23 protein-coding genes and 1 tRNA gene are annotated in these 23,545 nt (G+C 44.1%); 11 read left to right on the plus strand and 13 right to left on the minus strand.

What is annotated here, in order from left to right; genetic code table 11:
- Positions 1–4: 4 nt before the first annotated feature.
- Together prfA and hemA are read right to left on the minus strand one after the other, a co-directional pair.
- Entirely contained in the window at positions 5–1,090 is a 1,086-nt protein-coding gene (gene prfA, locus EKN56_RS09250; protein ID WP_130591511.1) for a peptide chain release factor 1, read from the minus strand.
- Between the two features lie 37 nt (positions 1,091–1,127).
- A complete protein-coding gene (gene hemA / locus EKN56_RS09255; RefSeq protein WP_130591512.1) occupies positions 1,128–2,390 on the minus strand; it encodes a glutamyl-tRNA reductase in 1,263 nt (420 codons plus the stop codon).
- A gap of 238 nt (positions 2,391–2,628) precedes the next feature.
- Between hemA and lolB the strand changes: the two genes are divergently transcribed.
- The 3 genes from lolB to prs all read left to right on the plus strand — a co-directional run bounded on the left by lolB (position 2,629) and on the right by prs (position 5,192).
- Positions 2,629–3,255 (plus strand): lipoprotein insertase outer membrane protein LolB, encoded by a 627-nt coding sequence (gene lolB, locus EKN56_RS09260; RefSeq protein ID WP_130591513.1) that lies wholly within the window; start codon positions 2,629–2,631, stop codon positions 3,253–3,255.
- The gene (gene ispE / locus EKN56_RS09265) at positions 3,252–4,094 is read left to right on the plus strand and encodes a 4-(cytidine 5'-diphospho)-2-C-methyl-D-erythritol kinase (protein ID WP_130591514.1); all 843 of its coding nucleotides are present in this window, start codon (positions 3,252–3,254) and stop codon (positions 4,092–4,094) included. The genes lolB and ispE overlap by 4 nt, the downstream gene beginning before the upstream one ends.
- Positions 4,095–4,244: 150 nt before the next feature.
- Positions 4,245–5,192 (plus strand): ribose-phosphate diphosphokinase, encoded by a 948-nt coding sequence (prs, locus tag EKN56_RS09270; protein ID WP_047781175.1) that lies wholly within the window; start codon positions 4,245–4,247, stop codon positions 5,190–5,192.
- Positions 5,193–5,357: 165 nt separating this feature from the next.
- Here prs and ychH read toward each other — a convergent pair whose 3' ends face one another.
- Positions 5,358–5,642 (minus strand): stress-induced protein YchH, encoded by a 285-nt coding sequence (gene ychH / locus EKN56_RS09275; RefSeq protein WP_130591515.1) that lies wholly within the window; start codon positions 5,640–5,642, stop codon positions 5,358–5,360.
- A gap of 307 nt (positions 5,643–5,949) precedes the next feature.
- On the opposite strand from ychH, the gene pth reads away from it, so the two are divergent.
- On the plus strand, positions 5,950–6,540 hold the full coding sequence (gene pth / locus EKN56_RS09280) for an aminoacyl-tRNA hydrolase (RefSeq protein ID WP_130591516.1): 591 nt from the start codon (positions 5,950–5,952) through the stop codon (positions 6,538–6,540).
- An 87-nt stretch (positions 6,541–6,627) separates the two neighbouring features.
- Here pth and EKN56_RS09285 read toward each other — a convergent pair whose 3' ends face one another.
- Positions 6,628–6,876 (minus strand): GlsB/YeaQ/YmgE family stress response membrane protein, encoded by a 249-nt coding sequence (locus EKN56_RS09285; protein WP_130591517.1) that lies wholly within the window; start codon positions 6,874–6,876, stop codon positions 6,628–6,630.
- A 397-nt stretch (positions 6,877–7,273) separates the two neighbouring features.
- Here EKN56_RS09285 and EKN56_RS09290 point away from each other — a divergent pair, with 397 nt between their 5' ends.
- Complete coding sequence (locus EKN56_RS09290) at positions 7,274–7,489, plus strand: hypothetical protein (protein ID WP_130591518.1); 216 nt, start codon at positions 7,274–7,276, stop codon at positions 7,487–7,489.
- 23 nt (positions 7,490–7,512) lie between these two features.
- On the opposite strand, the gene EKN56_RS09295 is transcribed toward EKN56_RS09290, so the two are convergent.
- Positions 7,513–7,743: a hypothetical protein gene (locus EKN56_RS09295; protein ID WP_130591519.1), complete on the minus strand. Its 231-nt coding sequence runs from the start codon at positions 7,741–7,743 to the stop codon at positions 7,513–7,515.
- Positions 7,744–8,674: 931 nt separating this feature from the next.
- Here EKN56_RS09295 and EKN56_RS09300 point away from each other — a divergent pair.
- Together EKN56_RS09300 and argS are read left to right on the plus strand one after the other, a co-directional pair.
- Positions 8,675–9,289: a RipA family octameric membrane protein gene (locus tag EKN56_RS09300; protein ID WP_456085572.1), complete on the plus strand. Its 615-nt coding sequence runs from the start codon at positions 8,675–8,677 to the stop codon at positions 9,287–9,289.
- A gap of 270 nt (positions 9,290–9,559) precedes the next feature.
- Positions 9,560–11,302 carry an arginine--tRNA ligase gene (gene argS, locus EKN56_RS09305; protein ID WP_130591521.1) on the plus strand — a complete coding sequence of 581 codons (1,743 nt, stop codon included), beginning with the start codon at positions 9,560–9,562 and terminating at the stop codon, positions 11,300–11,302.
- A gap of 102 nt (positions 11,303–11,404) precedes the next feature.
- Here argS and murJ read toward each other — a convergent pair whose 3' ends face one another.
- From murJ to rimJ, 3 genes are all read right to left on the minus strand, one after another.
- A complete protein-coding gene (murJ, locus tag EKN56_RS09310) occupies positions 11,405–12,940 on the minus strand; it encodes a murein biosynthesis integral membrane protein MurJ (protein ID WP_130591522.1) in 1,536 nt (511 codons plus the stop codon).
- Between the two features lie 212 nt (positions 12,941–13,152).
- Positions 13,153–13,827 (minus strand): YceH family protein, encoded by a 675-nt coding sequence (locus tag EKN56_RS09315; RefSeq protein ID WP_130591523.1) that lies wholly within the window; start codon positions 13,825–13,827, stop codon positions 13,153–13,155.
- 11 nt (positions 13,828–13,838) lie between these two features.
- Positions 13,839–14,423: a ribosomal protein S5-alanine N-acetyltransferase gene (rimJ, locus tag EKN56_RS09320; RefSeq protein ID WP_130591524.1), complete on the minus strand. Its 585-nt coding sequence runs from the start codon at positions 14,421–14,423 to the stop codon at positions 13,839–13,841.
- Between the two features lie 142 nt (positions 14,424–14,565).
- Here rimJ and mdtH point away from each other — a divergent pair, with 142 nt between their 5' ends.
- Both mdtH and EKN56_RS09330 read left to right on the plus strand, forming a co-directional pair.
- Positions 14,566–15,747, plus strand: a complete 1,182-nt coding sequence (mdtH, locus tag EKN56_RS09325; RefSeq protein WP_130591525.1) for a multidrug efflux MFS transporter MdtH — start codon at positions 14,566–14,568, stop codon at positions 15,745–15,747.
- Between the two features lie 116 nt (positions 15,748–15,863).
- Positions 15,864–16,433 (plus strand): lipoprotein, encoded by a 570-nt coding sequence (locus EKN56_RS09330; protein WP_130591526.1) that lies wholly within the window; start codon positions 15,864–15,866, stop codon positions 16,431–16,433.
- 65 nt (positions 16,434–16,498) lie between these two features.
- On the opposite strand, the gene rlmG is transcribed toward EKN56_RS09330, so the two are convergent.
- The 5 genes from rlmG to EKN56_RS09355 form a co-directional block, all read right to left on the minus strand.
- Positions 16,499–17,674, minus strand: coding sequence for a 23S rRNA (guanine(1835)-N(2))-methyltransferase RlmG (gene rlmG, locus EKN56_RS09335; protein ID WP_130591527.1), 1,176 nt, complete (start codon positions 17,672–17,674; stop codon positions 16,499–16,501).
- 1 nt (position 17,675) lies between these two features.
- The gene (locus EKN56_RS09340; protein WP_130591528.1) at positions 17,676–18,242 is read right to left on the minus strand and encodes a TorD/DmsD family molecular chaperone; all 567 of its coding nucleotides are present in this window, start codon (positions 18,240–18,242) and stop codon (positions 17,676–17,678) included.
- A 36-nt stretch (positions 18,243–18,278) separates the two neighbouring features.
- Positions 18,279–19,952 carry a DUF4139 domain-containing protein gene (locus EKN56_RS09345; protein ID WP_130591529.1) on the minus strand — a complete coding sequence of 558 codons (1,674 nt, stop codon included), beginning with the start codon at positions 19,950–19,952 and terminating at the stop codon, positions 18,279–18,281.
- A gap of 66 nt (positions 19,953–20,018) precedes the next feature.
- Positions 20,019–20,756 carry a phosphatase gene (locus EKN56_RS09350; protein ID WP_130591530.1) on the minus strand — a complete coding sequence of 246 codons (738 nt, stop codon included), beginning with the start codon at positions 20,754–20,756 and terminating at the stop codon, positions 20,019–20,021.
- Positions 20,757–20,823: 67 nt separating this feature from the next.
- On the minus strand, positions 20,824–21,762 hold the full coding sequence (locus tag EKN56_RS09355) for a 2-hydroxyacid dehydrogenase (protein WP_130591531.1): 939 nt from the start codon (positions 21,760–21,762) through the stop codon (positions 20,824–20,826).
- 214 nt (positions 21,763–21,976) lie between these two features.
- Between EKN56_RS09355 and EKN56_RS09360 the strand changes: the two genes are divergently transcribed.
- A tRNA-Ser gene (locus tag EKN56_RS09360) sits at positions 21,977–22,064 on the plus strand.
- 647 nt (positions 22,065–22,711) lie between these two features.
- Positions 22,712–23,272, plus strand: coding sequence for a hypothetical protein (locus EKN56_RS09365; RefSeq protein ID WP_130591532.1), 561 nt, complete (start codon positions 22,712–22,714; stop codon positions 23,270–23,272).
- Positions 23,273–23,545 lie beyond the last annotated feature (273 nt).

Here is a 23,545-nt window from a genome sequence, read left to right on the forward strand (position 1 = left end):
CAAATTATGCATCCTGCTCAGATAACGCTGCCAGTTGGTCAGCCTGATATTCCTGAACAATAGGTTGAATTAGCATATCCAGCTTCCCTTCCATCACTTCATCTAAACGGTAAACCGTCAGGTTGATACGATGGTCAGTCACCCGACCCTGAGGAAAGTTATAGGTACGATTACGGTCAGAACGGTCACCGGTACCCAATAAGTTACGACGCGTTGACGCCTCTTCAGACTGACGCTTTTGCATTTCGGCTGCGCGAATACGTGCACCTAATACTGATAACGCTTTAGCTTTGTTTTTGTGTTGAGAACGCTCGTCCTGACACTCCACCACAATACCGGTTGGTAAGTGGGTTATTCGGATAGCGGAGTCAGTGGTGTTAACGTGCTGTCCACCCGCACCAGAAGAGCGGAAAGTATCAATTTTCAGGTCCGCCGGGTTAATATCCGGCAACTCTGCTTCTGGAATTTCAGGCATCACCGCAACCGTACAGGCAGACGTATGAATACGCCCCTGAGATTCCGTTTCTGGTACGCGCTGTACCCGATGGCCGCCAGACTCGAACTTAAGTTGGCCATACACACCATCGCCGGTTACTTTGGCAATAATCTCTTTATAGCCACCGTGCTCACCATCGTTAGCACTCATAATCTCGACACGCCAGCGACGAGATTCGGCATAGCGGCTATACATACGGAATAGATCGCCGGCAAAAATTGCCGCTTCATCACCGCCGGTTCCGGCCCTGACTTCAAGATAACAGTTGCGTTCATCATCAGGATCTTTCGGTAACAACAATACCTGAAGCTGCTGTTCCAGCGTTTCAATTTGCTGTTTGGCCTCATCGATCTCTTCCTGAGCCATTTCGCGCATTTCAGGGTCAGCCAACATCATTTCGGCTGCAACCAAGTCCTCTTGTACTTTCTGCCACTGACGAAAACAGTTGGTAACATCTTCCAGTTGTGCGTATTCCCGTGAAAGCGCACGGAATCTGTCCTGATCGGCGATAACAGACGCATCACCCAGATGTGCCTGTACTTCTTCGTGACGCTCTTGTAATGCTTCTAATTTAGCAACAATAGAAGGTTTCATGCGTGGCTAAACACCTTGTGAATAAAATAAAAGAAAACTAATACTGATCCAGCCCGAGGCTGTCACGTAATACATTCAATTGTTCCAGATCGCCGCTGCTTGCCGCTTTCTGGAGAGATTTGGTTGGTGCGTGAATAAGACGGTTGGTGAGCTTATGCGCCAGTTCGTTAATGGTACTTTCAACATCAGCCCCCTGTTCAATAGAGGATAAGGCCTTTTCTACTAATTCTTCCCGAATACCATCCGCCATTGACCGGTAATCCCGAATAGAAGAGACGGCTGACTGCGATCGCATCCATGCCATAAAGTTGGCGCTTTCCTGCTGAACAATATCTTCAGCCTGAACAGCAGCCGCTTTACGCTGTGATAAATTGTGCTCAATAATCGCATGTAAATCGTCAACGGTATAAAGATAGACGTTTGACAGATCACCCACTTCAGGTTCGATATCACGCGGTACCGCAATATCGATAAATAACATTGGCTGATTACGGCGTGCTTTCAGCGAGCGCTCAACCATACCTTTACCAATAATAGGTAACGGACTGGCGGTTGAACTGATAACTATATCCGCTTTATATAAGCGTTCATCAATTTCAGGTAGGGTGATAACGTCAGCCTGAACTTCATCCGCCAACTGTTGCGCTCTTTCGCGTGTACGATTGGCAATCACCATCTTTTTAACTTGATGTTCGCGTAAATAACGCGCCACCAACTCAATGGTTTCACCGGCGCCGACCAGCAATACATTCACGTCGCTCATGGATTCGAAAATCTGGCGCGCCAGCGTACAGGCGGCAAAAGCAACCGACACCGCACTGGAACCAATTTCGGTTTCGGTACGAACGCGCTTTGCTACAGAGAATGATTTTTGGAATAAGCGCTCAAGCTCGGTATTTAACTTACGGTGTTCCTGCGACTCGGCAAAAGCCTTCTTCACCTGCCCCAATATCTGAGGTTCACCCAGTACCAGAGAGTCCAAGCCGCTGGCAACACGCATTAGGTGGTTAACGGCATCAGAATCCTGATGCCAGTACAGACTTTTAGTTAATTCTTCTGGCGATAACTGATGATACTGGCATAACCATTTAATGAGCTGTTGCAGCGTATTTTCATCCTGCTCAACGCTTAAATACAGCTCGGTTCGGTTGCACGTAGACAACACAACACCGCCCTGCACCAAAGGTTGTTGGTGCAGGCTTTGCAATGCATCACCTAATGTATCCGGGGAAAAGGTAACCTTTTCCCTCAATGATACTGGGGCAGTTTTATGATTGATTCCAAGTGCAAACAGCGTCATGAAATAGTTATAGTTATTTTAGATTCTCAGTTGAATCGGTATTTCGTTGGCATATTCTACTTGATGCTGACTACCAATAAAAGTCACTACTTATCGTGAGAGTGCGTTTGCAGGATTTATCAGCATAAAACAGATATACTTTATGCCATTAATTTTACCCGTAATAACAATCCGATTGACGTTTTACCTTAAGGTCATTAGCGTTATCGGTTATCGACAGGATCCCGGCGAGAACATCATGACATTTATACGGACTTCTACTTTTCTAAAACTGATCCCTTTAGCCAGCGTATTTCTGACTGCCTGTACATTAACCGGTCAACAGGGTACGGCGGTTTCGCCCTCTTCTCCTGAGTGGCAGAAACATCAACAGCAGGTTACGGCGCTGACTCAATATCAAACTCGTGGTGCTTTTGCTTATCTTTCATCTGAACAGAAAGTGTACGCCCGATTTTTTTGGCAGCAGCAGAATCCCGATCAATACCGTTTAGTATTGACCAACCCATTAGGTAATACCGTTATGGAGCTAAACGTTCAGCCGGGTCTGGTACAGTTAACCGACGATCAAGGCCAACGCTATGTCAGCGATGATGCCGAGAAGATGATCCAGGAACTAACGGGAATGACTATTCCACTAAACAATATGCGTAAGTGGATGCTTGGCCTGCCGGCTGATGCCAAAAATTACACGTTAACGCCAGAAGCTCGTCTGCATAAAGTAACCCTGGAGCAAAACGGACAAACCTGGACCGTTGATTACCAGGCTTATAATCAGGACGTTCAACCCGCACTACCGAGCCGTCTGGAAATATCCCATGATGAAGAACGTATTAAGCTGAAGATGGACAACTGGACACTGCAATGATGGTTGACTGGCCTTCACCCGCCAAACTGAATTTGTTTTTGTATATTAATGGCCGTCGCCCTGACGGCTATCACGATTTACAAACACTGTTTCAGTTTCTTGATTATGGCGATACGCTTAATTTCGCACCACGTCAGGATGAGCAAATTGTATTGTTAACGCCAATTGATGGCGTTCCTGATGAGCAAAACTTAATTATACGTGCAGCCCGAATGTTACAACAGTTCAGTAACTGTCAGGTTGGCGCCGATATTTCCATTAGCAAAATTTTGCCCATGGGCGGTGGTCTTGGCGGCGGTTCCTCTAATGCAGCAACGGTACTGGTCGCCCTCAATCACTTGTGGAAATGCGGACTGACAACAGAACAATTGTGCAAAATTGGATTAACTCTCGGTGCTGATGTTCCGGTATTTATTTATGGATATGCGGCTTTTGCTGAAGGCGTTGGTGAAAAATTACAACCTGCTCAACCAAAAGAAAAATGGTATTTAGTTGCTCATCCGGGTATACATATTCCCACACCCTTTATCTTTAACGATCAGGAGCTGGTTAGAAATACGCCAAAACGTACTCTTACCACCCTTTTAGCCTCACCTTTTTTAAATGATTGTGAACCAATCGCAAGAAAAAGGTTCCCCGAGGTTGAACAGCTCATTTCTTGGCTGTTAGAATATGCCCCATCACGTTTAACGGGAACAGGTGCTTGTGTATTTTCGGAATTCGATACGCAGGCGGCGGCTGTTGACGTGTTAAAACAAGCCCCTGAGTGGTTACATGGTTTTGTTGCGCAAGGTGTCAATACCTCACCGTTGCAAGCTGTACTCTCAAGGCAAGAATGAGCACTACTTTAAATGTTGTAACCAAAGCTATTCTGGAGTCAGCCCTGTTTACAGCATTTTGTGGTCTCTATTTCCGTATATCATCAATGGGTCAGCTCTATCCCTGCCCGCGATGATATCTTATCTGGATGCAAGCCTGAGGTTCTTCTCGTGCCTGACATGAAGCTCTTTGCTGGTAACGCTACGCCGGAACTAGCACAACGTGTAGCCAATCGTCTTTATACATCTCTTGGTGACGCCGCTGTAGGCCGTTTTAGTGACGGTGAAGTGAGTGTTCAAATTAATGAAAACGTACGCGGTGGCGATATCTTTATTATCCAATCCACCTGTGCACCAACCAATGACAATTTAATGGAATTAGTCGTGATGGTTGATGCCCTGCGTCGCGCTTCTGCTGGTCGTATTACCGCGGTAATTCCTTACTTTGGTTATGCCCGTCAGGATCGTCGTGTACGTTCAGCCCGTGTACCAATCACTGCTAAAGTTGTTGCTGACTTTCTTTCCAGCGTTGGTGTTGACCGTGTATTAACCGTAGATTTACATGCTGAACAGATTCAAGGGTTCTTCGATGTACCGGTTGATAACGTATTCGGTAGCCCAATCCTGTTAGAAGACATGTTGCAACAAAATCTGGAAAGCCCAATTGTTGTTTCTCCAGACATTGGTGGTGTTGTTCGTGCCCGCGCTATCGCTAAACTGCTTAACGATACTGATATGGCTATTATCGATAAACGTCGCCCGCGCGCTAACGTTTCTCAGGTAATGCATATTATTGGTGATGTTAACGGTCGCGACTGCGTTTTAGTTGACGACATGATTGATACCGGTGGCACCCTGTGTAAAGCGGCTGAAGCACTGAAAGAGCGTGGCGCTAAACGTGTATTTGCTTACGCGACTCACCCGATCTTCTCAGGTAATGCCGTCGATAACATCAAAAACTCCGTGATTGATGAAGTGGTGGTTTGTGACACCATTCCGCTGTCTGCTGAAATTAAAGCGATTAATAAAGTTCGTACGTTAACGCTTTCTGGCATGCTGGCTGAGGCTATTCGCCGCATCAGTAACGAAGAGTCAATTTCTGCCATGTTTGAGCATTAATTCCTAAACACTGGCAAAAACTGTCTAATGAAAAAAGCCCGTTATTCACTACTGAATAGCGGGCTTTTCAATTGATAAGCACCATGATGTGTATGCCTATATGGGTTAATAAATAATGACAATGCCTTACCGTTCAACGTTTGGCTAATTTAACCAAAGGATTAACTACAGATGTTTATGGCGATATCCGCATCTGCGAGCACCGTTGTCGCTGTGTTTGATCCACCAATAGCGATCTGCAACCCGGTCACGCCCACCAATACGAGCTCCAACCAACCACACTAAGGCGCCAAGGAAAATTCCCATGATCGGTATATGGGCTAGATCTCCCGGTAAAAGTACCATATCCTTCAGATGGCCAACGATGGTCAGGCCTACGCCACCAATCATTGAAACCAGACCTAGTCCCATTAGGATATTGCCGAGTAAAACTGCGTTTCTGCGTTTCATAGTACCCTCCACCAAAAGCTTGCTGAAGTGACTTAACCTTACTTTCACTATGAGTATAGACACGTAAATACATTATTTGTGTGGCTACGATCACAGCTTGGCCATTAATCCTTACAATTTGCTTACAATTCATTAGATAGCAAGTTTAGCAATTTGTGCTACTGCAATAACAACGCTTTGTCGATAGGCACAGCGCTTCAAGCGGGCAATCTGGTAGTGATTTTGTAATTCGCAGGACTAAGGGTAAACTACCTCGCTTATAATTTTGTCATCCCAATACCATCATACTGTTTTGTAGGAATTGACTGTGAGTAGTATTAAATTAATCGTTGGTTTAGCTAACCCGGGAGCGGAATATGCTCAAACTCGCCACAATGCCGGTGCCTGGTTTGTTGATCTGTTAGCTGAGCGCAATAATCAGCCGTTAAAAGAAGAGACGAAATTCTTTGGCTACACCGCTCGCCTGAATATCGCAGGTAACGATATCAGACTGTTGGTTCCTACCACCTTTATGAATTTAAGTGGAAAAGCTGTGCTGACCATGGCCAATTTCTTTCGAATCTCACCCGATGAAATTCTGGTGGCTCATGACGAACTCGACCTCCCCCCTGGCGTGGCTAAATTAAAATTGGGTGGTGGTAATGGAGGTCACAACGGTTTAAAGGATATCGCAAATAAGCTGGGCAATAACCCTAACTTTTATCGATTAAGAATTGGTATTGGTCATCCGGGGGACAAAAATAAAGTTACGGGATTTGTTTTGGGTAAACCACCGGCTTCTGAACAAAAGATGATAGATGAAGCTATTGATGAAGCGGTACGCTGTACCGATATTTTGATTAAAGAAAATATTACTAAAGCAATGAATCGGTTACACGCCTTTAAAGCCACTGCTTAATATTCCGCTAAGACTCAGTAATAATACAACACCAGAAAAAACATCAGCCGCTAAATTAGCGGCTGAGATCATCAAGTGACTAACTCATTAGCTCTTGATTTTGCGATAGATAAACAGAACCAGTAGTGCACCAAGAACAGCAATAACCAGGCTTCCGATATTGAAACCATCTACCGTGCCGAAGCCGAAGAAGGAACTGATATATCCCCCAACTAATGCACCAACAATACCCAGAATAACGGTTACGATAAATCCACCGCCATCTTTACCAGGCATGATCCATTTAGCCAGAATACCGACAATTAAACCTAATACGATCCAAGCAATAAAACCCATTATTCACCTCCAAAAAAAATCCATTCCTGTCAGACTAGCTATTCATACTCTCCCGTCATTCGGTTAATTAACTGAATAGCTTTTTCCTTTATGTTGCTACCCGTTAATGATAGTTGTTATCTGTTCAAATTTCTATTTTTGCATGTGATTTCAACAGAATAACCTTTATTACCTATTAAATGGAAAGTTTAATTATTTGATATATAAAGATTATTCTTTATATATTTATCGGGCCAAATGACTCATTAAAATTCTCTTCGCTTGTTTTCTCTTTCACAGGCGTGTTAGCCCGGAACGATAGCTCAACATTGAATCAATCGTCTTTACACATATGGGTTTAACTTTTTTCTAATAATTACCGCTTTAACCAAAAGTGATGACAAGGATTGGAGTCAATATGAACAGATTGGAAGTTAACGGCCACATTGTCACGGTGTTTCATGGCAATATTAGCTTTGAGGCCGATATATCGGATGGATTCGTCGTTTATGGAAAAGGGTCAAAATATCTGCTGGCGAAAATTCACCACCGTCGGTTTAGTTTATTAACCGAACAGCCCTTTAATACCTTTAGAGAAGTTATTGAACAACTGGAAACACTAACCCGACAATGACCAGATAATTATCGGGTATAACCTTATCTGTCACAAAAAGCAGACCAGGCTTCTTCTGATAGTTGATGCATACGGATAAATTTTCTGGTTTTACACAAAGAGCGTCTGAGTGCTTTCTTCGCCTGCTCTTGCTTAATTCGTGAAGCTGGATGGCGAATACGTCTGGAGGCTCTTAATGGCGTGCCGAGAATAACGACGCTATAGCATATATCAGTATTAAGCCCGTCACTGGTAATCTCATGATAAAACTTCATAAATGGTGCGTTCCTGATAGCCTTTGTTATTGCCTATTATAGCGTTTATAACGATATAATAAACCAAATAAAATCAGTGTAATTTCTACACGCATTCTTTATAAGTAATGAACTAACGCTGCCCTGCCATCTCTCCGCTTATCGTTAAATTATTCTTTGGCTATTTCAATATTCAGGTAATCAGACAATACCCAAAGTACAGTGTCGGCTATATTTTAAGCGCTATTTCAGAGATGCATTTATATATGTTTGTTTGTTATATCAAATTTACACATAAACAGTCAGTTGAATAATCAAGCTAAATTTTGATTAACAAATCATCGAAAGGAATATAAAAAATGCAGAATTAATCTTACAATAGAAGCTCATCTTTAGTGATATAACGAACTGTTTCAGTTATCGTCCGTATCGCCGAAAACATCAAACGCTTTCTTATGTTCAACTGCCCTCTAAAAATGCCGCTGTCTTCTGGCTTATCAGCCGGTTCGTATAGCGCGATAAGTCATCCTGACATTCCCACTCCATCATGCTAATAATCTATTTAAGGTATCATAATCGAATAAAAACAACACATTAAGTTAGCGTTAATGCATTCTGCGACACAATAACCAAGATTATTATACAATTAATATATAATCACATGATAAAGTACCCCCACTAAAGAATATTGTCGCTTAAACCTAAGAAACAATACAATTTAATCCCCATTTAATGGTAAAATAGGCATGTAATAAACTGTTAAAATCCAAACCGTAGATATGTGTTATTCACGCAGGCGTTTTGTATTGACCATTGAGTCTTAACGCCTGTTCAGGTAAGCTGTAAGGAGTATATCTATAATGGATGATAGATGAACATGCACTTAAATAAAGATACAGTGCATAAATCCGAGGACGCACATGTGTGCAATGATTTATGTCACTTGACAAGAATGTCACTCAAGCACGCACATAATTTGAAAAAAGCTGAAGCTCAGTCTTACTGGCAGCGCAGTATGCTTTTTCTTGCTATGGGCGCCGTCATTACATTGTTTTTTGGCATTGTATTTTTCAGTACCTCCACGTTAATCACCTACTTTATCGAAATGGTGATTTCGATTATGGGTATTACGATTTCTCACGCCTGGTACCGGGTTACGGTGAATAATAATTACTGGCATAAGAGCTGGTATCGCCATGTTAGTCAGTTAGAGAGTCAACTGGCCGAATGTTCAAAAAAACCAGTCCGCATGATCTCTGAGCTTAAGTCTAATCAAAATAACAACACCGCTCTGCTACTCAATAAAACACTGAATATTATATTCTTTGTCTTTTGGTGTGTATTGCCCATTATCTCAGTAGTAAAATTCTTCTATTATCTTGTTTATATCAATGGTGTCTCCCTCTCTTTAATGAACACATTGTTCTTATGTATCCCATTCTTAATTATGGTATTCCTATCTATCGCTATAAACATATTCCTATGTATGTTCTCTTCCAAAGATGATGCTGAAATAGACAACAAAGAGCTGGATATCGCCCAACAGTACAAAACCACCAACAATTAATCTTACCGTCACGTTAACCCTGTCAACTTCTGACTATTTGATGCCTGTTCTTGTATATTGCGCTATCTGAATACCTTTTGGTCAAAGAAACGTTTTAATATCGTACTCCTCCCCCTGCACTAAAGCTGACGTAATCCATAAGATCGGGTATTATTCACCGGTTTTCTTTAGAAAGCGGTAAGCCTGCGTCGATTCAAATGTCATGACGACGCCCATAGCTTGCTGCTGTTTTTCGCAGAATTATATAACAAGTCGTAATAAGGTAATCCGGTGAATATACAGGCTCTTTTATCAGATAAAATTACCCAGGCACTCATTGCTGCTGGCGCGCCTGCAGATTGTGAAGCTCAAGTGCGTCAGTCTGCCAAAGCACAGTTTGGTGATTATCAAGCCAATGGCATTATGGCCGTAGCGAAAAAGCTCGGTCTTCCTCCTCGTCAATTGGCTGAGCAGGTATTAACCCATCTGGATCTCTCCCCCATCGCCAGTAAAATCGAAATTGCGGGGCCAGGATTTATTAATATCTTTCTGGATCCTGAGTGGCTGGCCTCCAAGGTGGAACTGGCATTACAAGACGATAAGTTAAATGTCACCCCAGCTCATAAACAAACCATCGTAGTTGACTATTCCGCACCAAACGTTGCCAAAGAAATGCATGTGGGTCATTTGCGTTCAACCATCATTGGTGATGCCGTTGTTCGTACGTTAGAGTTTCTGGGCCATAACGTTATCCGAGCTAACCACGTGGGCGATTGGGGAACCCAGTTTGGTATGCTGATTGCCTATCTGGAAAAGATGGAAAATGAGAATGCGGATAATATGACACTATCCGATCTTGAAGCCTTCTATCGTACCGCCAAGCAGCATTATGATTCCGATCCGGTTTTCGCTGAACGTGCCCGTGAATATGTGGTGAAGCTGCAAGGTGGTGACGAATACTGCCGTTCCATGTGGCGTAAGCTGGTTGACGTAACCATGCACCAAAATATCCTTACCTACCAGCGTCTGAATGTGACCTTAACCGTTGGCGACATTATGGGCGAAAGTATCTATAACGCGATGTTGCCCGGTATTGTGGCCGACCTTAAGGCCAAAGGTCTGGCGGTTGAAAGTGACGGGGCAACGGTGGTTTATCTTGATGAATTCAAGAATAAAGAAGGTGAACCTATGGGAGTTATCGTCCAGAAGAATGACGGTGGCTTCCTGTATACCACAACCGATATTGCCTGTGCTAAATACCGCTATGAAACCTTAGGTGCTGAACGTATTCTTTATTACATTGACTCTCGTCAGCATCAACATCTGATGCAGGCATGGACCATCGTACGTAAGGCTGGCTATATCCCTGACAGCGTGACGCTGGAACACCATATGTTTGGCATGATGCTAGGTAAAGATGGCAAACCGTTTAAAACTCGTTCTGGCGGCACCATTAAGCTATCCGATTTGCTGGATGAAGCCATTGAGAATGCCGACGCTAAGCTGCATAACCTGATTCTTGAAAAGAATCCGGACATGACAGCAGATGAACTGAAAGATGTGATTAACGCTGTAGGTATTGGTGCCGTTAAATACTCTGATTTATCTAAAAATCGTACCACTGATTATGTGTTCGATTGGGATATCATGTTAGCGTTAGAAGGCAACACCGCACCTTATATGCAGTATGCCTATACTCGCGTGGCCTCTATTTTTAAACGCGCTGGCATTGATGAAAGCACGTTAACAAGTGCACTGAAAATTGTTGATGAGCGTGAAAAAGCTCTGGCTACTCGTCTGATGCAATTTGAAGAAACGCTCTACACCGTAGCCCGAGAAGGTACACCGCATGTGATGTGTGCTTACCTGTACGATGTCGCTGGCCTGTTCTCCGGTTTCTATGAAAACTGCCCAATTCTGAATGCTGATGACGAAAGCACTCGTCAGAGCCGTCTGAAATTAGCCGCGCTTACTGCCCGTACGTTGAAGTTGGGTCTGGATACCCTAGGTATCCAAACGGTTGAGCGGATGTAATGCTGTTCTCATGATGACAATAAAGGCGCCATCGGCGCCTTTATTATTAGATTCAGTTTCTGTTTTTAGTCGCGATGAAATCGCTTCCGGCAACAATTTAACCTACGCTATCCGACGGGCAAAATCCCTGATGCGAAAACCTAATAATCCCAGTGTGCCGAAATAAGCTACGACTCCAACGGCTACCACCAGTAACAAACGTAATATGCGCATCAGCATACTACCGATATCCCACGCAGGCATAATATACACCATGCCAATTAACGCCGCAGTCATGACTATAAGGGCAATGATCAATTTAACAAAGAAGATACCCCAACCGCTTTTGGGCTGAAAATATTTACGTTTTTTCAACTGCCAAAACAACAAACCGGCATTGAGACAGGCAGCAACACCAATCGACAGCGCCAGACCTGCATGTTTAAACGGACCAATGAACGCCAGGTTCATCAGTTGGGTGGCAATCAGCGTAACAATAGCAATTCTGACCGGTGTTTTAATATCCTGACGGGAATAAAAGCCCGGAGCCAGAACTTTAACCAAAATTAACCCCATCAGTCCGACCGAATAGGCAATCAACGCCTGGCGAGTCATCATCGCATCGTGGGCGCTAAATTGACCATACTGAAACAGCGATTTGATCAATGGCTCAGAGATAACTCCCAACGCGACTGAACAAGGTAAAGCCAGTAAAAAGCAGAGTCTTAATCCCCAGTCCATCAAGCTGGAGTACTCTTCAGCATTCCCGCTGGAGAAACTTTTGGCTAATGAAGGTAATAAGATAGTCCCTAACGCAACCCCTAATACCCCTGACGGCAGCTCCATTAAGCGGTCGGCATAATACATCCAGGACACAGACCCCGACGCCAGAAATGAAGCAAAAATAGTATTAATGATCAGTGAGATTTGACTCACCGATACGCCGAGAATTGCAGGCCCCATTTGCCTCATAACACGCCAAACGCCACTGTCTCGCAAATTGAGGCGCGGTAAAACCAACATGCCAATCTTTTTCAAATGTGGCAACTGATAGAGCAGTTGAAGAATTCCCCCAACCACCACCGCCCAAGCCAGTGCCATAATCGGCGGGTCAAAGTAAGGCGCACCAAATAAAGCAAAACCAATCATACTCACGTTTAACAACGTGGGAGCAAATGCCGGTACCGAAAAACGATTCCAGGTATTAAGAATCGCGCCAGCCAGCGAGGCTAGCGATATCAGCAAAATATAGGGGAAGGTAACCTGTAACAGTTGAGTTGTTAGAGCAAACTTATCCGGCTCATCGGTAAATCCCGGTGCAGTAACCCAAATAACCCAAGGGGCGGCAACAATACCCAGAAAAGTCACCAGTGCTAATACCAACGTTAGCAGACCAGATACATAGGCAATAAAGGTTCTGGTCGCCTCTTCCCCCTGTTGGGTTTTATATTCAGCCAGAATAGGAACAAATGCCTGAGAGAATGCCCCTTCGGCAAAAATACGTCGTAGCAAATTAGGTAACTTAAAAGCGACAAAAAAGGCATCCGTTGCCATTCCGGCACCAAACGCCCGCGCCACAATCGCATCACGGGCAAATCCCAGAATCCGTGACACCATGGTCATTGAGCTGACCGCGGCAAGTGATTTTAATAAATTCATGTAATTAAACGATTCTTATTAATGGCATCGCTGTCTGTGCGATGGCTGACTGAGGCGTAGTGTACGGTTAGTCCGTTGAATCACCAATCTAAAAGCGTATAAAAATGTGATTTTCACCCTGAATCGCACCGAGTCAGCAACAATTCAGGTTGAATATATTTAATTAATTAGTTGATTTAAATTGATTTTATTTTTTGTGACAATGTCACTGATTAACCAACTAAAATCTCAAACTTTTCGTTTAGTTCAGCCAATTGCTGCTTCAGTAAGGCAACCTCTGTCTCTAACTGTTGTACCCGTTCACTTAACTCTTCAGAGGTTTCTGACACTCTATTGTCTGACGTTGAACTTGCTGAACTAAAAGAAGCGGCATCTACTGGCCCGCAAAATAGATGAGCATAACGACTCTCTCTTCTACCCGGTTCCCGCGCCAGCTTAACAACATAGGGACCATCTTCCCGATTGGACAATCCTTCCAGTACCTGTTCAACCTCACTGATATCCGAGAATTCATACAGTCGATTGGAACGCGTTCTCAGTTCACCCGGAGTTTGAGGACCGCGCAATAGCAGCAAACAAACGACGGCCAACTCGGCCGGTGACAGTTTAAAATCACCAAACTCGGTATTACAAAAACGATGAACATATTTAGCAACCCGGCCACCAATTCCGCTGGCAGTACGTACCAGATACTTTTTTTGCAGGCTATCCAACGTTTCCTGCACGTCCAACTCACTTAAATCCATGACGGGTTCACGGCTGGTTTTCTGATTACAGGCGGTCATTAAGCTATTTAGTGATAATGGGTACTGGTCTGGTGTCGTCACCTCTTTTTCCAGCATACTGCCGATAACCCGGGCTTCACTATCCGTTAATTGATACTTCATCTATCGACTCCTTAAATCGCCGGTTTCCAGTTAAGGTTTGTCAGGGCCATCATCACGTGATCCTGCCAGTTTCCATCAATTCGCAGATACTGTTTAGCATACCCTTCACGCTCAAAACCTAATCGTAATAATAAATTTCCACTGCGCTGATTATGGGGCATATAGTTTGCCATTATTCGGTGCATTCGCTGCTGGTTAAGCATATAGCGTAATGCTGGCTGTAGCGCTTCATACATTAATCCCTGACCTTCCCATTTTTGCCCAAGGGAATAGCCCAGAATACAGGCATGAAAATCTCCCCGGATGACATTGCTAAAATTTGCAACGCCTCTGACCTCTTTTTCATCGGGATCGAGTAACAAGAAATAATAAGCATTGCCCTGCTTATGCAACTCATTAATCAGATTTAAACGCACCTGCCAGCCAGAAGGATAACAATAACTCTGGTCACGCACGGGTTCCCATGGCTTCAGGAACTCTCTATTCTCGGTATAATAGTCTGCAAGCCGGTAGGCATCACGTTCGCAGGCAAGACGCACGCTCAGGCGATCCGTCGTTAATGATACCTTAGGAACATTCGAACGATAGCCAAACATCCGGGACCCCTTATAAAAAATGAAAATACAGCATTAAATGACAAAGATAGTGTACTAAATTGGTATCGTTATTCAGTAATAAAGTTCAAAATAGCGACAGAATTCCCCCCTTTTTATTTATTTTTTCGCTGACGGTGAAATTATGCCTCGGGTATCGCGAGTCAGAAGCTTAGGTAAGTATTTTCTATTATTAGATAACCTGCTAGTTGTTCTTGGTTTTTTCGTCGTTTTCCCGCTAATTTCAATTCGATTTGTTGATCAACTTGGCTGGGCCGCATTAGTGGTCGGTTTGGCTTTAGGGCTGCGTCAGTTTCTGCAACAGGGGTTAGGCATTTTTGGTGGCGCACTGGCAGACCGTTTTGGAGCCAAGCCGCTGATCGTTACCGGTATGCTGTTACGCGCCGCAGGCTTTGCAACCATGGCATTAGCAGATCAGCCCTGGATCCTGATTTTTTCCTGTGCCCTTTCGGCTTTTGGCGGCACACTGTTTGACCCACCACGCGTGGCGTTAGTCATTAAATTAACTCGCCCCCATGAACGCGGTCGTTTCTATTCGCTGTTAATGATGCAGGACAGTGCCGGCGTGGTGATTGGCGCACTATTAGGCAGTTGGTTACTACGTTATGACTTTCACTGGGTTTGTTGGTTTGGTGCTGCATTCTTCGTACTGGCCGCCGCGTTAAACGCCTTTGTATTACCGGCCTATCGGGTTTCCACTTCGGTTCGTGCTCCTATCATGAATGGAATTAAAGCCGCAGTGAAGGATAGCTACTTCCGTCGCTATGTATTAACCCTTACCGGTTATTATGTATTATCCATTCAAGTGATGTTAATGCTGCCTTTACTGGTAAATGAAGTTTCCGGTGCACCCGAAACGATTCGCTGGATGTACCTGATTCAGGCAATTCTCTCTCTCTCCCTGCTCTATCCCATTGCCCGCTGGAGCGAGAAGTATTTCCGCCTCGATCAGCGTTTGATGGTGGGTTTACTGTTAATGACCTTTAGTCTGATGCCGTTAGGATTTGTACACTCCCTTTCCGGTATTTTAGCTCTGATCTTCTTTTTCTATCTCGGTCTGATTATTGCCGAACCGGCGCGCGAAACCTTAAGTGCCTCGCTGTCAAATCCTCATGCACGTGCCAGTTACATGGGATTTAGTAAATTAGGTTTAGCATTCGGTGGCGCTATTGGCTATACCGGCGGCGGGTGGCTTTATGATATTGGGCATGAGATGAACCTGCCTGAAATTCCCTGGTTACTTTTAGGGGTTGTCGGAATAATTACTGCGTTGGCGCTGCATCGTCAATTCTCCCCGGGAGTATGAACACCAAAGCCATGGCTTCATAAAATATTGTGAACGGAATTAGGTTTGCTCTGTCTATAAAGTAATTGCTACTCTATAGCGAAATGGACTATCTGATGGATTATATAAGGGTAAGTATGTTTAGAATTTTTTCCCGCGTTTGTGCCGTGCTGGTTATTGGACTGCTGTTTGGTTGTAATCAGGTTTCTCAATATGCTTTAAGCGAGCAATCGATTAATAAATATTTATCCACCCATACTGATAAAGCATCGCGCAGCTTTAACCTGAGCGGTCTGGTTAATGCCGATCTATCCCTGAATAATCTGAATGCTAAAATTGGTCGCGATACGCCAAATAAGGTGACGTTAACCGGTAATGCCGTGTTCGCTATTTCATCTATTTTGGGTAATCAGGATGCCAATCTTCAGCTAACTATCAATGCGCGTCCGGACTTTGATCCGGTAAAAGGCGCCGTTTATCTGAAAGATCTGGAACTGGCAGACTATGACCTGAAAACCACTCAGGGCGCAGTGAAAAATGTGAAAACCTTTATTCCATTACTGAATAGCGCACTGCAACTCTATTTCAATGACCAACCGGTCTATGTTCTGAATCCAGCTAACAGTGCATTAGAGGCAACGGCACAAAAACTGGCGAAAGGCATTAAAGTAGAAGAAGGCAAACTAGTTTTCGACTTTATTAAATAATCAATTAATTGCATTAAAAAAGGCGCATCCGGAAAATTCGATGCGCCTTTTTATTATTCTTCAATTCAGCTCTGGCGGCTCTTTCTTGGTGCCTTTACCGAACGCAAAATAACAAACTTCTTATTGGATGCCAGCAATTCACAGTTGCCAAACAGGCGCTTCAGCTTTTGGTGATATCCCAGATGACGATTGCCAATAATACGCAGCTCACCACCAATCGCCAGACAACGTTTGGCATCATTAAACATCTGCCAGGCAATGTAGTCCGTTACCGAGTGATGCTGATGAAACGGCGGATTACATACGATCCCTTGCAAACTGTTACGTTCAACATTGGCCAGCGAGTGGTCCGCTTCAAAGAAGCAGCGATCAATATCCTGCGGTCGGTTTTTTTCTACGTTTAACCGGCTCGATTCCACCGCCATAAAAGATTCATCGCGGAAAATCACTTCAGCTTCCGGGTTCTGTTCCAGTAAACCAAGCCCCAGAACGCCGTTACCACAGCCTAAATCCACCAAAGTGCCAGTTAAACCGGACGGCAGATGTTCAGAAAAGAAACGGGCACCAATATCCAGAGAGGTACGGGAAAACACATTTGGATAGTTATGAATAAGATAGTCTGTTCCATCCAGAGGCCAACTGACTAATTCATTAAAAGGGGCGACATCCGGCTGATTAAACTGGCAGAAAATCAGACGCGCCTTTTTCCATGCCAGACTGGTATGGGTTGGGCCAAGCACCCTCTCAAACAGTTGCAGCGTAGAGGTATGAATATCACGGGTTTTTCCTGCGGCAATAATTTGCGTATCTTCCCCTACCACTTCCCGCAGTGCATACAGTTGTTGTTCCAGTAGAGCCAGCGCTTTAGGTACTTTAATCAACACTACCGCAGGTTTAGCTGATAACGGCGTTACGCTATCAATAAAACTAACGTTGTCGGCTGACAGGTTATTTAGCTGCAAATTACGTAGCGTTGCCAACTGACTCACGTAGGAATCGCCATAGCTTACCGGATGATATTGATGCAATTCACAGGCTAAAGCACCAAAAGTATCATTCAGCAGAAGCACGGGGCCTTGCGCCAGTTTTTGCTTATCAACGGTATTAATTAAATACTCGTCCGCGGCATCCCAGGCCTGCAGGCTGCTGGCGGTATCAAACTCCGGATAACGGGCTAATGACAGATGGGCAAACACTGAAGGTGCCAGTTCTGATTCATCATTGTTAATAGCAGTTTCCATCTTATTCATTCCCTTCATCAGAGGAAACTTCAGCCAGCTCATCACGCATTGCCTGCAGCGCTTCTCGCGTCACCATCGATAAGGTGCGGTAAAAACCGGTTGTAGCATGTGCTTCAACTTTACCCAGAAAACGCCCACACCACGGCAGCAAATAGTCATCAAACAGTGCCAGTTGAGCCTGAACTTCATCAAACTCCAGAGCATTATCTTCAATCCATGAGGCTGCCAATAGCAGCAGGCCAAAATGATCGGCTGGCGCTTCGGTTAATGGCATACCGCATTGAGTCAGAAAAGCGCGAGTGGCCGCTTCTTCTGCACCATCTTCGTAATCAGAAGCATATGGCGAAACGCTACCCTCTGCGGCGAACATTGCCTGATAGTCAGCTTCCAGAACCTTACGATCCAGTCCCTGTCCCATACGGTCCAGCAGATCGTCTTGCTCCAGCGGCCAGTGTTGTTTCAACTTGCCGTCCGCTACAAGCGCAAACAACGGATCCAGAACCGGATCCTGAGAACTGCGATAGAACAGTGAACCCAGAATACGGCAGACTACAGAAAACTCATTCATCAAATTGACCTGTTAACTTAAGTAAAAAAGCGATAATTACAAACCAATAACTTGCTGATCTTTTGGATATTTCACCGTATAAGACAAGCCCCGTTTACGTAATTCATTTGGCGTCAGATCCAGTGACCACTGCACCTCGCCGGTATTTTTATCGAAGGTTGCGCCATCATATTTCAGCCCTTCAACGGTAACGGAAGCATCTTTACTGACGGGAACCTGATCTTGCACCACCAGTTTCACCGGTTCTTTCCGGGTATTCTTAATATCCAGTGTGTAGGTGTATTGCTGGCTGACAGAGTTACCAAAGAACTCAGCTTTTCCGGTTACCTGCTTTTCATTTTCCCGCGTGACTACGATCTTCTTATCCCGGCCTAAAGAGAGATCCAACGTCTCTTTAACTCTGCGAATATCAATATATCCCTGCCCTACAAACGAGCCTTCAAAGAAGATATTGGATTTTCCTGGCAGCAGGTTCAGTTTTTCCCAATCTTTTAACTGTACCTGTAAGAACGCATCCGGCTCCAGTTTAGGTACTACCACATAGCGATAGTCCCCCTGAACATCCACCTGTTTAATCAACACTGAATGTCCTTTGCCATCAGCGGCAATATTATACGGTAAAGCGATACTAAAACGAGTATTCACACCGCCAACATCGGTAACCACATAGTCAGACAGTGGCTTGGATGTCTTAGCTCTTCTCTCAGCAGCAGCCATCTCTGCCTGAACTACCCTGTCTTCCTGCATTTCCATTACGGGAGCTGGCGCCGCCATTGGCACAGACGCCTCTCTATCATACCGGGCACTTTTCGACGACAGAATTGGCTGTCGATACAGATCAACATACCACGGAGATAACCGCGGTGCCTGAGCGCCTTCGCTTGGATTACCGGTAGAAAGAGTCAGATTAACTTTATCCCAGTTAATGCCGCTATTCTGGAAGACATTAGCCTTATAGCCCAGCTTCACCGGTTCAGTAATGCTATCAACCCGAATATCATAGGTAGGAACCCAGCCCGCTGAGCTAATCACATAGGAAAGTTTAATGTTACTGGATGCCGCTTTAGGTGCATAAAACTTAACCACCACCTGATTAACTGCCTGAGCGCTTTTCTGTTGGGCTTCTTCCAGTTGATTGTTCAGTTTATTAATATTTTTTTCGACTTCGACCAACTTCTCTCTGAGGTCAATATCACTCATCAAGAGTTCATTCATTTTGCCATTAACCAACTGTAGCATTTGGCTTACTTGTTCAACCGAAGTTCCTTCTTTTTCACTGCCCAGCGCGCGATTGCTTTCCAGTACGGCCAGTTGAGCCTGAATCACTTCGCGCTGTACGTTCAGTTTGCTCTGTTCGCGCACTTCCGCTTCAATTTGTTTTTTCAGCGATTCCACTTCTGGTGAAACGTTTTCACTGAGAAAATCTCGCCGTACTCCTGATGACTGAACCACCACACCGTTATCCGCTTCAACCATCAGGCTTTGTTCATTCAGACCGGTAGCAATATTGGTGAATATCACTTCACTCTCGCCGGCAGGCAAGGTTACTTTGCCGCTGTTAAACAGCTCGGCACCGCGAATAAACACCGTAACGTTATCTAACGTCATTTTTTCTGTGAGAGTATTAGCCTGAGCGGATATGGAACAAGCCAGTGCCACGGCGGCTCCCAGTACCGTAGTTTGGAAACGACCGGAGGTAATTAATGACATAGATATTTATCCTTAAATATTAATGAATTTCGTTTAACCGCTCAGAGAAAAAATCACCCTGTGGACTTAAAGCGAAGCTAACTCAGGAATTGGCTTTTTACCATGTGATTCAAGGAAGTTTAACAATCTACGTGGCGTTACGTTGAGAATTCTCTCCTCCGGAAATTCAATGTCCTTCAATACTTTGAGAGAATGTTCAAAACCACCCAGAGAGAACGCCACATGGGAATCAGAACCCAGCGCTACCCAGCCTCCGGCATCACGAATGGCTTTTGCCACTTCAATACAATTTTTTTCACTGCCTAAACGGGAATGGATAAATGAAGAGTTGTTAATTTCCAACGCCACATTATGTTTAGCCGCAGCCTGAGCCACCGCCGTAATATCGATAGGGTATCTTGGGTTACCCGGATGACTAATGATATGTACCTTACCGCTGGCAATGGTCGCTATCATCGCCTGTGTATTTTCTTCGCGACTCATGGGCTGTAGTACCGGTTCATGAAACCCGGCGATAATCAGATCTAACTGTTTATCCATCTGCTCATCACAGTCGGTTTCGCCCTGCAGATTTTTGATATTCGCCTCAATGCCATACAGAATCCCAACACCGTCCACCATGCGAGGAACCACAGCCATATTCATAAAATGCCAGCGATGCGGTGCATCTGCCATATCTGGCCCGTGGTCAGTGATAGCAAACAGCTTGATACCTTTCTGTTTGGCAATGGCAAAATAGTCACTTATTGTGCTATAGGCATGAGTACTGGCTACGGTATGGGCGTGTAAATCAACCGGGTACATAACAAACTTCCTTCTTTATTACTGTGCTTGTAAAACGTTTCTAATCCATTTCCCGTTTGGTTATGGATCAATATCCTTTAATAATATCAACAATACCGCTGATTGGCTCCCCGGCCTGAAAGGCCAGCAACCGGCTGCAAATTTGGTCCATGGTAGTTTGTGGCTGTGTAATGGCTGAAATATGTGGCGTTATGGTAATTTCCGTACGCTGCCAGAACACATGTTGTCTGGATAGTGGCTCGGAGGCAAAAACATCCAGCGTTGCAGCTTTTAGCTGCCCGCTATCCAATGCCTCTAATAAATCCGCCTCAACCAAATGTGCGCCACGGGCAATATTGATTAGATATGCCCCTTTCTGCAGTTGGTCAAACAACGCTTTATTCAGTATACCTTGAGTATCTGGCGTTCTGGGTAATAAATTCACTATCAAACGAGTTTGATTGAGAAATTCAGGCAACTGTTCGGCACTGTATGTGGTTACACCATCAATTTGCTTTTTGCTTCTGCTCCAACCGCGTACCGAAAAACCAAAGGATGACAGTCGCTGCGCCACACTGGCACCTAAAATGCCTAACCCCATTACGCCAATGGTGAAATTCTCATAGGTATGGGGTTCCAGAAACTGCCAGCGACTTTGCTGTTGCAGTCGTTGATAATCATCCAGACGGCGGAAATAGCGTAATACGGCTGCGCTGGCATACTCTTCCATCTGGCTTGCCATGCCTGCATCTTCCAGTCGAACCAATGGAACACCTGGCGCCAGCATCTCAGGACGCTCTCTCAATTGAGCAACGATGGCATCAACTCCGGCTCCTAAGCTGAAAACGGCTTTTAAATCTTTCCGTCCCGCCAGCATTTCATAGGGTGGTAACCAGACAATAGCGTAATCTGCCGGTTGATCGTCCCCCGGTTGCCATACTCTAATTTTTGCACCAGGTAGACGGGCAGGAATGCCTTCCAGATAGGGTTTGGCATCATTATAAGGATGATAAAAGAGAATATTCATGGCAGCTCCAGAAGATAAAAGATTTGCTGAATCAGAGGGTAAACCTGTTGTCCTCCCCTAATCTACCTGATTCTATCCGCAGACATAAACGACAATTTGCTGATAGCTTAACCAAATAGCTCAAGAACATGAATTTATACTTGACCGAACTCCGCCTTCTCCCTATAGTAGCGCCCCGTTGCAGTGAATAATCCTTGCTGTAACCACAAAATTTGGTGAGGTGTCCGAGTGGCTGAAGGAGCACGCCTGGAAAGTGTGTATACGGCAACGTATCGAGGGTTCGAATCCCTCCCTCACCGCCATATTTAAAGACCTGCTTTTTAGCAGGTTTTTTCATTTCTGAATCAATAACATGCTGGTTTATATCCGTTTTTCTTTATGACTTCATTTGCCCATCGCTTTGATAGTGGTCCAAATGGGTATTATGAACTATATAAAATCTGACCGACATGGAACGTATTACGCCCGCCTAATTGCTCCCAAACCGCTACGAAAAATCATCGGCAAAAAATGAACTGAAAAAATCCTTACACACTAAAGATTGGCATGAGGTAAATGACAGAGAACCCAAAGCCCTAATCAAACTTAAAGATCAAATTCAAGCGGCTGAACTGGATGCTAGTATTACGCTTTTAGATATCAAGAATGCAATTAAGCTATGGCAAGATTGTCAATTGGCTCATTTTGTCGATGATAAAATTTTGGCGCGTTAAGTTCCTCATCAATTTCCAATTTGAAATCAGGAATGTTAAGTTCTTCAGTGTTTGTGATAATAATAATAAAAACTAGTTGAGTAAGACGATTGACAGTAAGTCTATTAATTTTATCTGGTAGTGTTTCGATACCCGCATTCTTTCATAATGTGGACATACCAATAGTTTTAACATCAATGCAGTAAAACAATTATTAAAGATAAAGGTAAATTCAGTCGGAGATCAAAACTACCTAAATGTATAAAAAATATTTTCCAGCATGTGATGTCAATGGACCAATTGAGCCGCCAGTTTCATTCGGGCATCTTGGTATTCAAGGTGCAGTCCCTATAAAATGTGCAAATTGCCCCAAACTATTCGAAGGTGAATGCACTCGTCATACAGAAATTGTGGGTGATTATCTTTACTTAGACCATGGACCATGTGGTATTGATGGACCAAGCGACCCGGTTATTTATGAAAATGCCTTCATACAATCAAAGGTTACTGTTCCACGCAAGTGCTCTGACTGCCGATTCCTCTCTGTAGCTCCTATTTGGGGATTTCAATGTAATCAAGATGCAGACAAATGGGGTGATTTTAAACGCGGACTAGATTGGGGAACATGGAGACCTGACTTCATCTATCTTCAGCTCCCACAACCCAAAATAACAACGAAAATACTTTCACTGGCAGTTTTTGAAAACGACCTACCAGCCTTTATCCGCGAGTATCGAAGAGTTAACCCTGGACTGACAATTCAAGAAGCAAAGGCAGATTTCACTGTATTGAGAAAAAGAATAGATAATGTTTTTTGAAGATCATTTACTAATCTAACCATCCTCAAAATTGTTATCCCTATCAGTAAGGTAATAAACCCGCTTTTAAGTAGTATTGCATAAGTTTCTAGAGTTACCTGTACCAGTTATTGCTTGGGAAAGCGTGTACTTTAAGTTACAGGTGCAATAAATTAAGGGTATAGCGATAGTATTTTACTATCTCAACGCCATTAGCTAAAAACCATAAAAAAACGAACCGCCACAGAGTAAATTATGGCGGTTCGGTGTCTTATGTAATAACAGAATAATTAA

Source organism: Limnobaculum zhutongyuii, from assembly GCF_004295645.1.
GTDB classification, from domain to species: Bacteria; Pseudomonadota; Gammaproteobacteria; order Enterobacterales; family Enterobacteriaceae; genus Limnobaculum; species Limnobaculum zhutongyuii.

Excerpts from the sequence above, each read along its gene's own strand:
- prfA (WP_130591511.1), bottom strand. The coding sequence starts at position 1,090 with ATGAAACCTTCTATTGTTGCTAAATTAGAAGCATTACAAGAGCGTCAC.
- hemA (WP_130591512.1), bottom strand. The coding sequence starts at position 2,390 with ATGACGCTGTTTGCACTTGGAATCAATCATAAAACTGCCCCAGTATCA.
- lolB (WP_130591513.1), top strand. The coding sequence starts at position 2,629 with ATGACATTTATACGGACTTCTACTTTTCTAAAACTGATCCCTTTAGCC.
- ispE (WP_130591514.1), top strand. The coding sequence starts at position 3,252 with ATGATGGTTGACTGGCCTTCACCCGCCAAACTGAATTTGTTTTTGTAT.
- ychH (WP_130591515.1), bottom strand. The coding sequence starts at position 5,642 with ATGAAACGCAGAAACGCAGTTTTACTCGGCAATATCCTAATGGGACTA.
- EKN56_RS09285 (WP_130591517.1), bottom strand. The coding sequence starts at position 6,876 with ATGGGTTTTATTGCTTGGATCGTATTAGGTTTAATTGTCGGTATTCTG.
- EKN56_RS09290 (WP_130591518.1), top strand. The coding sequence starts at position 7,274 with ATGAACAGATTGGAAGTTAACGGCCACATTGTCACGGTGTTTCATGGC.
- EKN56_RS09295 (WP_130591519.1), bottom strand. The coding sequence starts at position 7,743 with ATGAAGTTTTATCATGAGATTACCAGTGACGGGCTTAATACTGATATA.
- EKN56_RS09300 (WP_456085572.1), top strand. The coding sequence starts at position 8,675 with ATGTCACTCAAGCACGCACATAATTTGAAAAAAGCTGAAGCTCAGTCT.
- murJ (WP_130591522.1), bottom strand. The coding sequence starts at position 12,940 with ATGAATTTATTAAAATCACTTGCCGCGGTCAGCTCAATGACCATGGTG.
- EKN56_RS09315 (WP_130591523.1), bottom strand. The coding sequence starts at position 13,827 with ATGAAGTATCAATTAACGGATAGTGAAGCCCGGGTTATCGGCAGTATG.
- rimJ (WP_130591524.1), bottom strand. The coding sequence starts at position 14,423 with ATGTTTGGCTATCGTTCGAATGTTCCTAAGGTATCATTAACGACGGAT.
- mdtH (WP_130591525.1), top strand. The coding sequence starts at position 14,566 with ATGCCTCGGGTATCGCGAGTCAGAAGCTTAGGTAAGTATTTTCTATTA.
- EKN56_RS09330 (WP_130591526.1), top strand. The coding sequence starts at position 15,864 with ATGTTTAGAATTTTTTCCCGCGTTTGTGCCGTGCTGGTTATTGGACTG.
- rlmG (WP_130591527.1), bottom strand. The coding sequence starts at position 17,674 with ATGGAAACTGCTATTAACAATGATGAATCAGAACTGGCACCTTCAGTG.
- EKN56_RS09340 (WP_130591528.1), bottom strand. The coding sequence starts at position 18,242 with ATGAATGAGTTTTCTGTAGTCTGCCGTATTCTGGGTTCACTGTTCTAT.
- EKN56_RS09345 (WP_130591529.1), bottom strand. The coding sequence starts at position 19,952 with ATGTCATTAATTACCTCCGGTCGTTTCCAAACTACGGTACTGGGAGCC.
- EKN56_RS09350 (WP_130591530.1), bottom strand. The coding sequence starts at position 20,756 with ATGTACCCGGTTGATTTACACGCCCATACCGTAGCCAGTACTCATGCC.
- EKN56_RS09355 (WP_130591531.1), bottom strand. The coding sequence starts at position 21,762 with ATGAATATTCTCTTTTATCATCCTTATAATGATGCCAAACCCTATCTG.
- EKN56_RS09365 (WP_130591532.1), top strand. The coding sequence starts at position 22,712 with ATGTATAAAAAATATTTTCCAGCATGTGATGTCAATGGACCAATTGAG.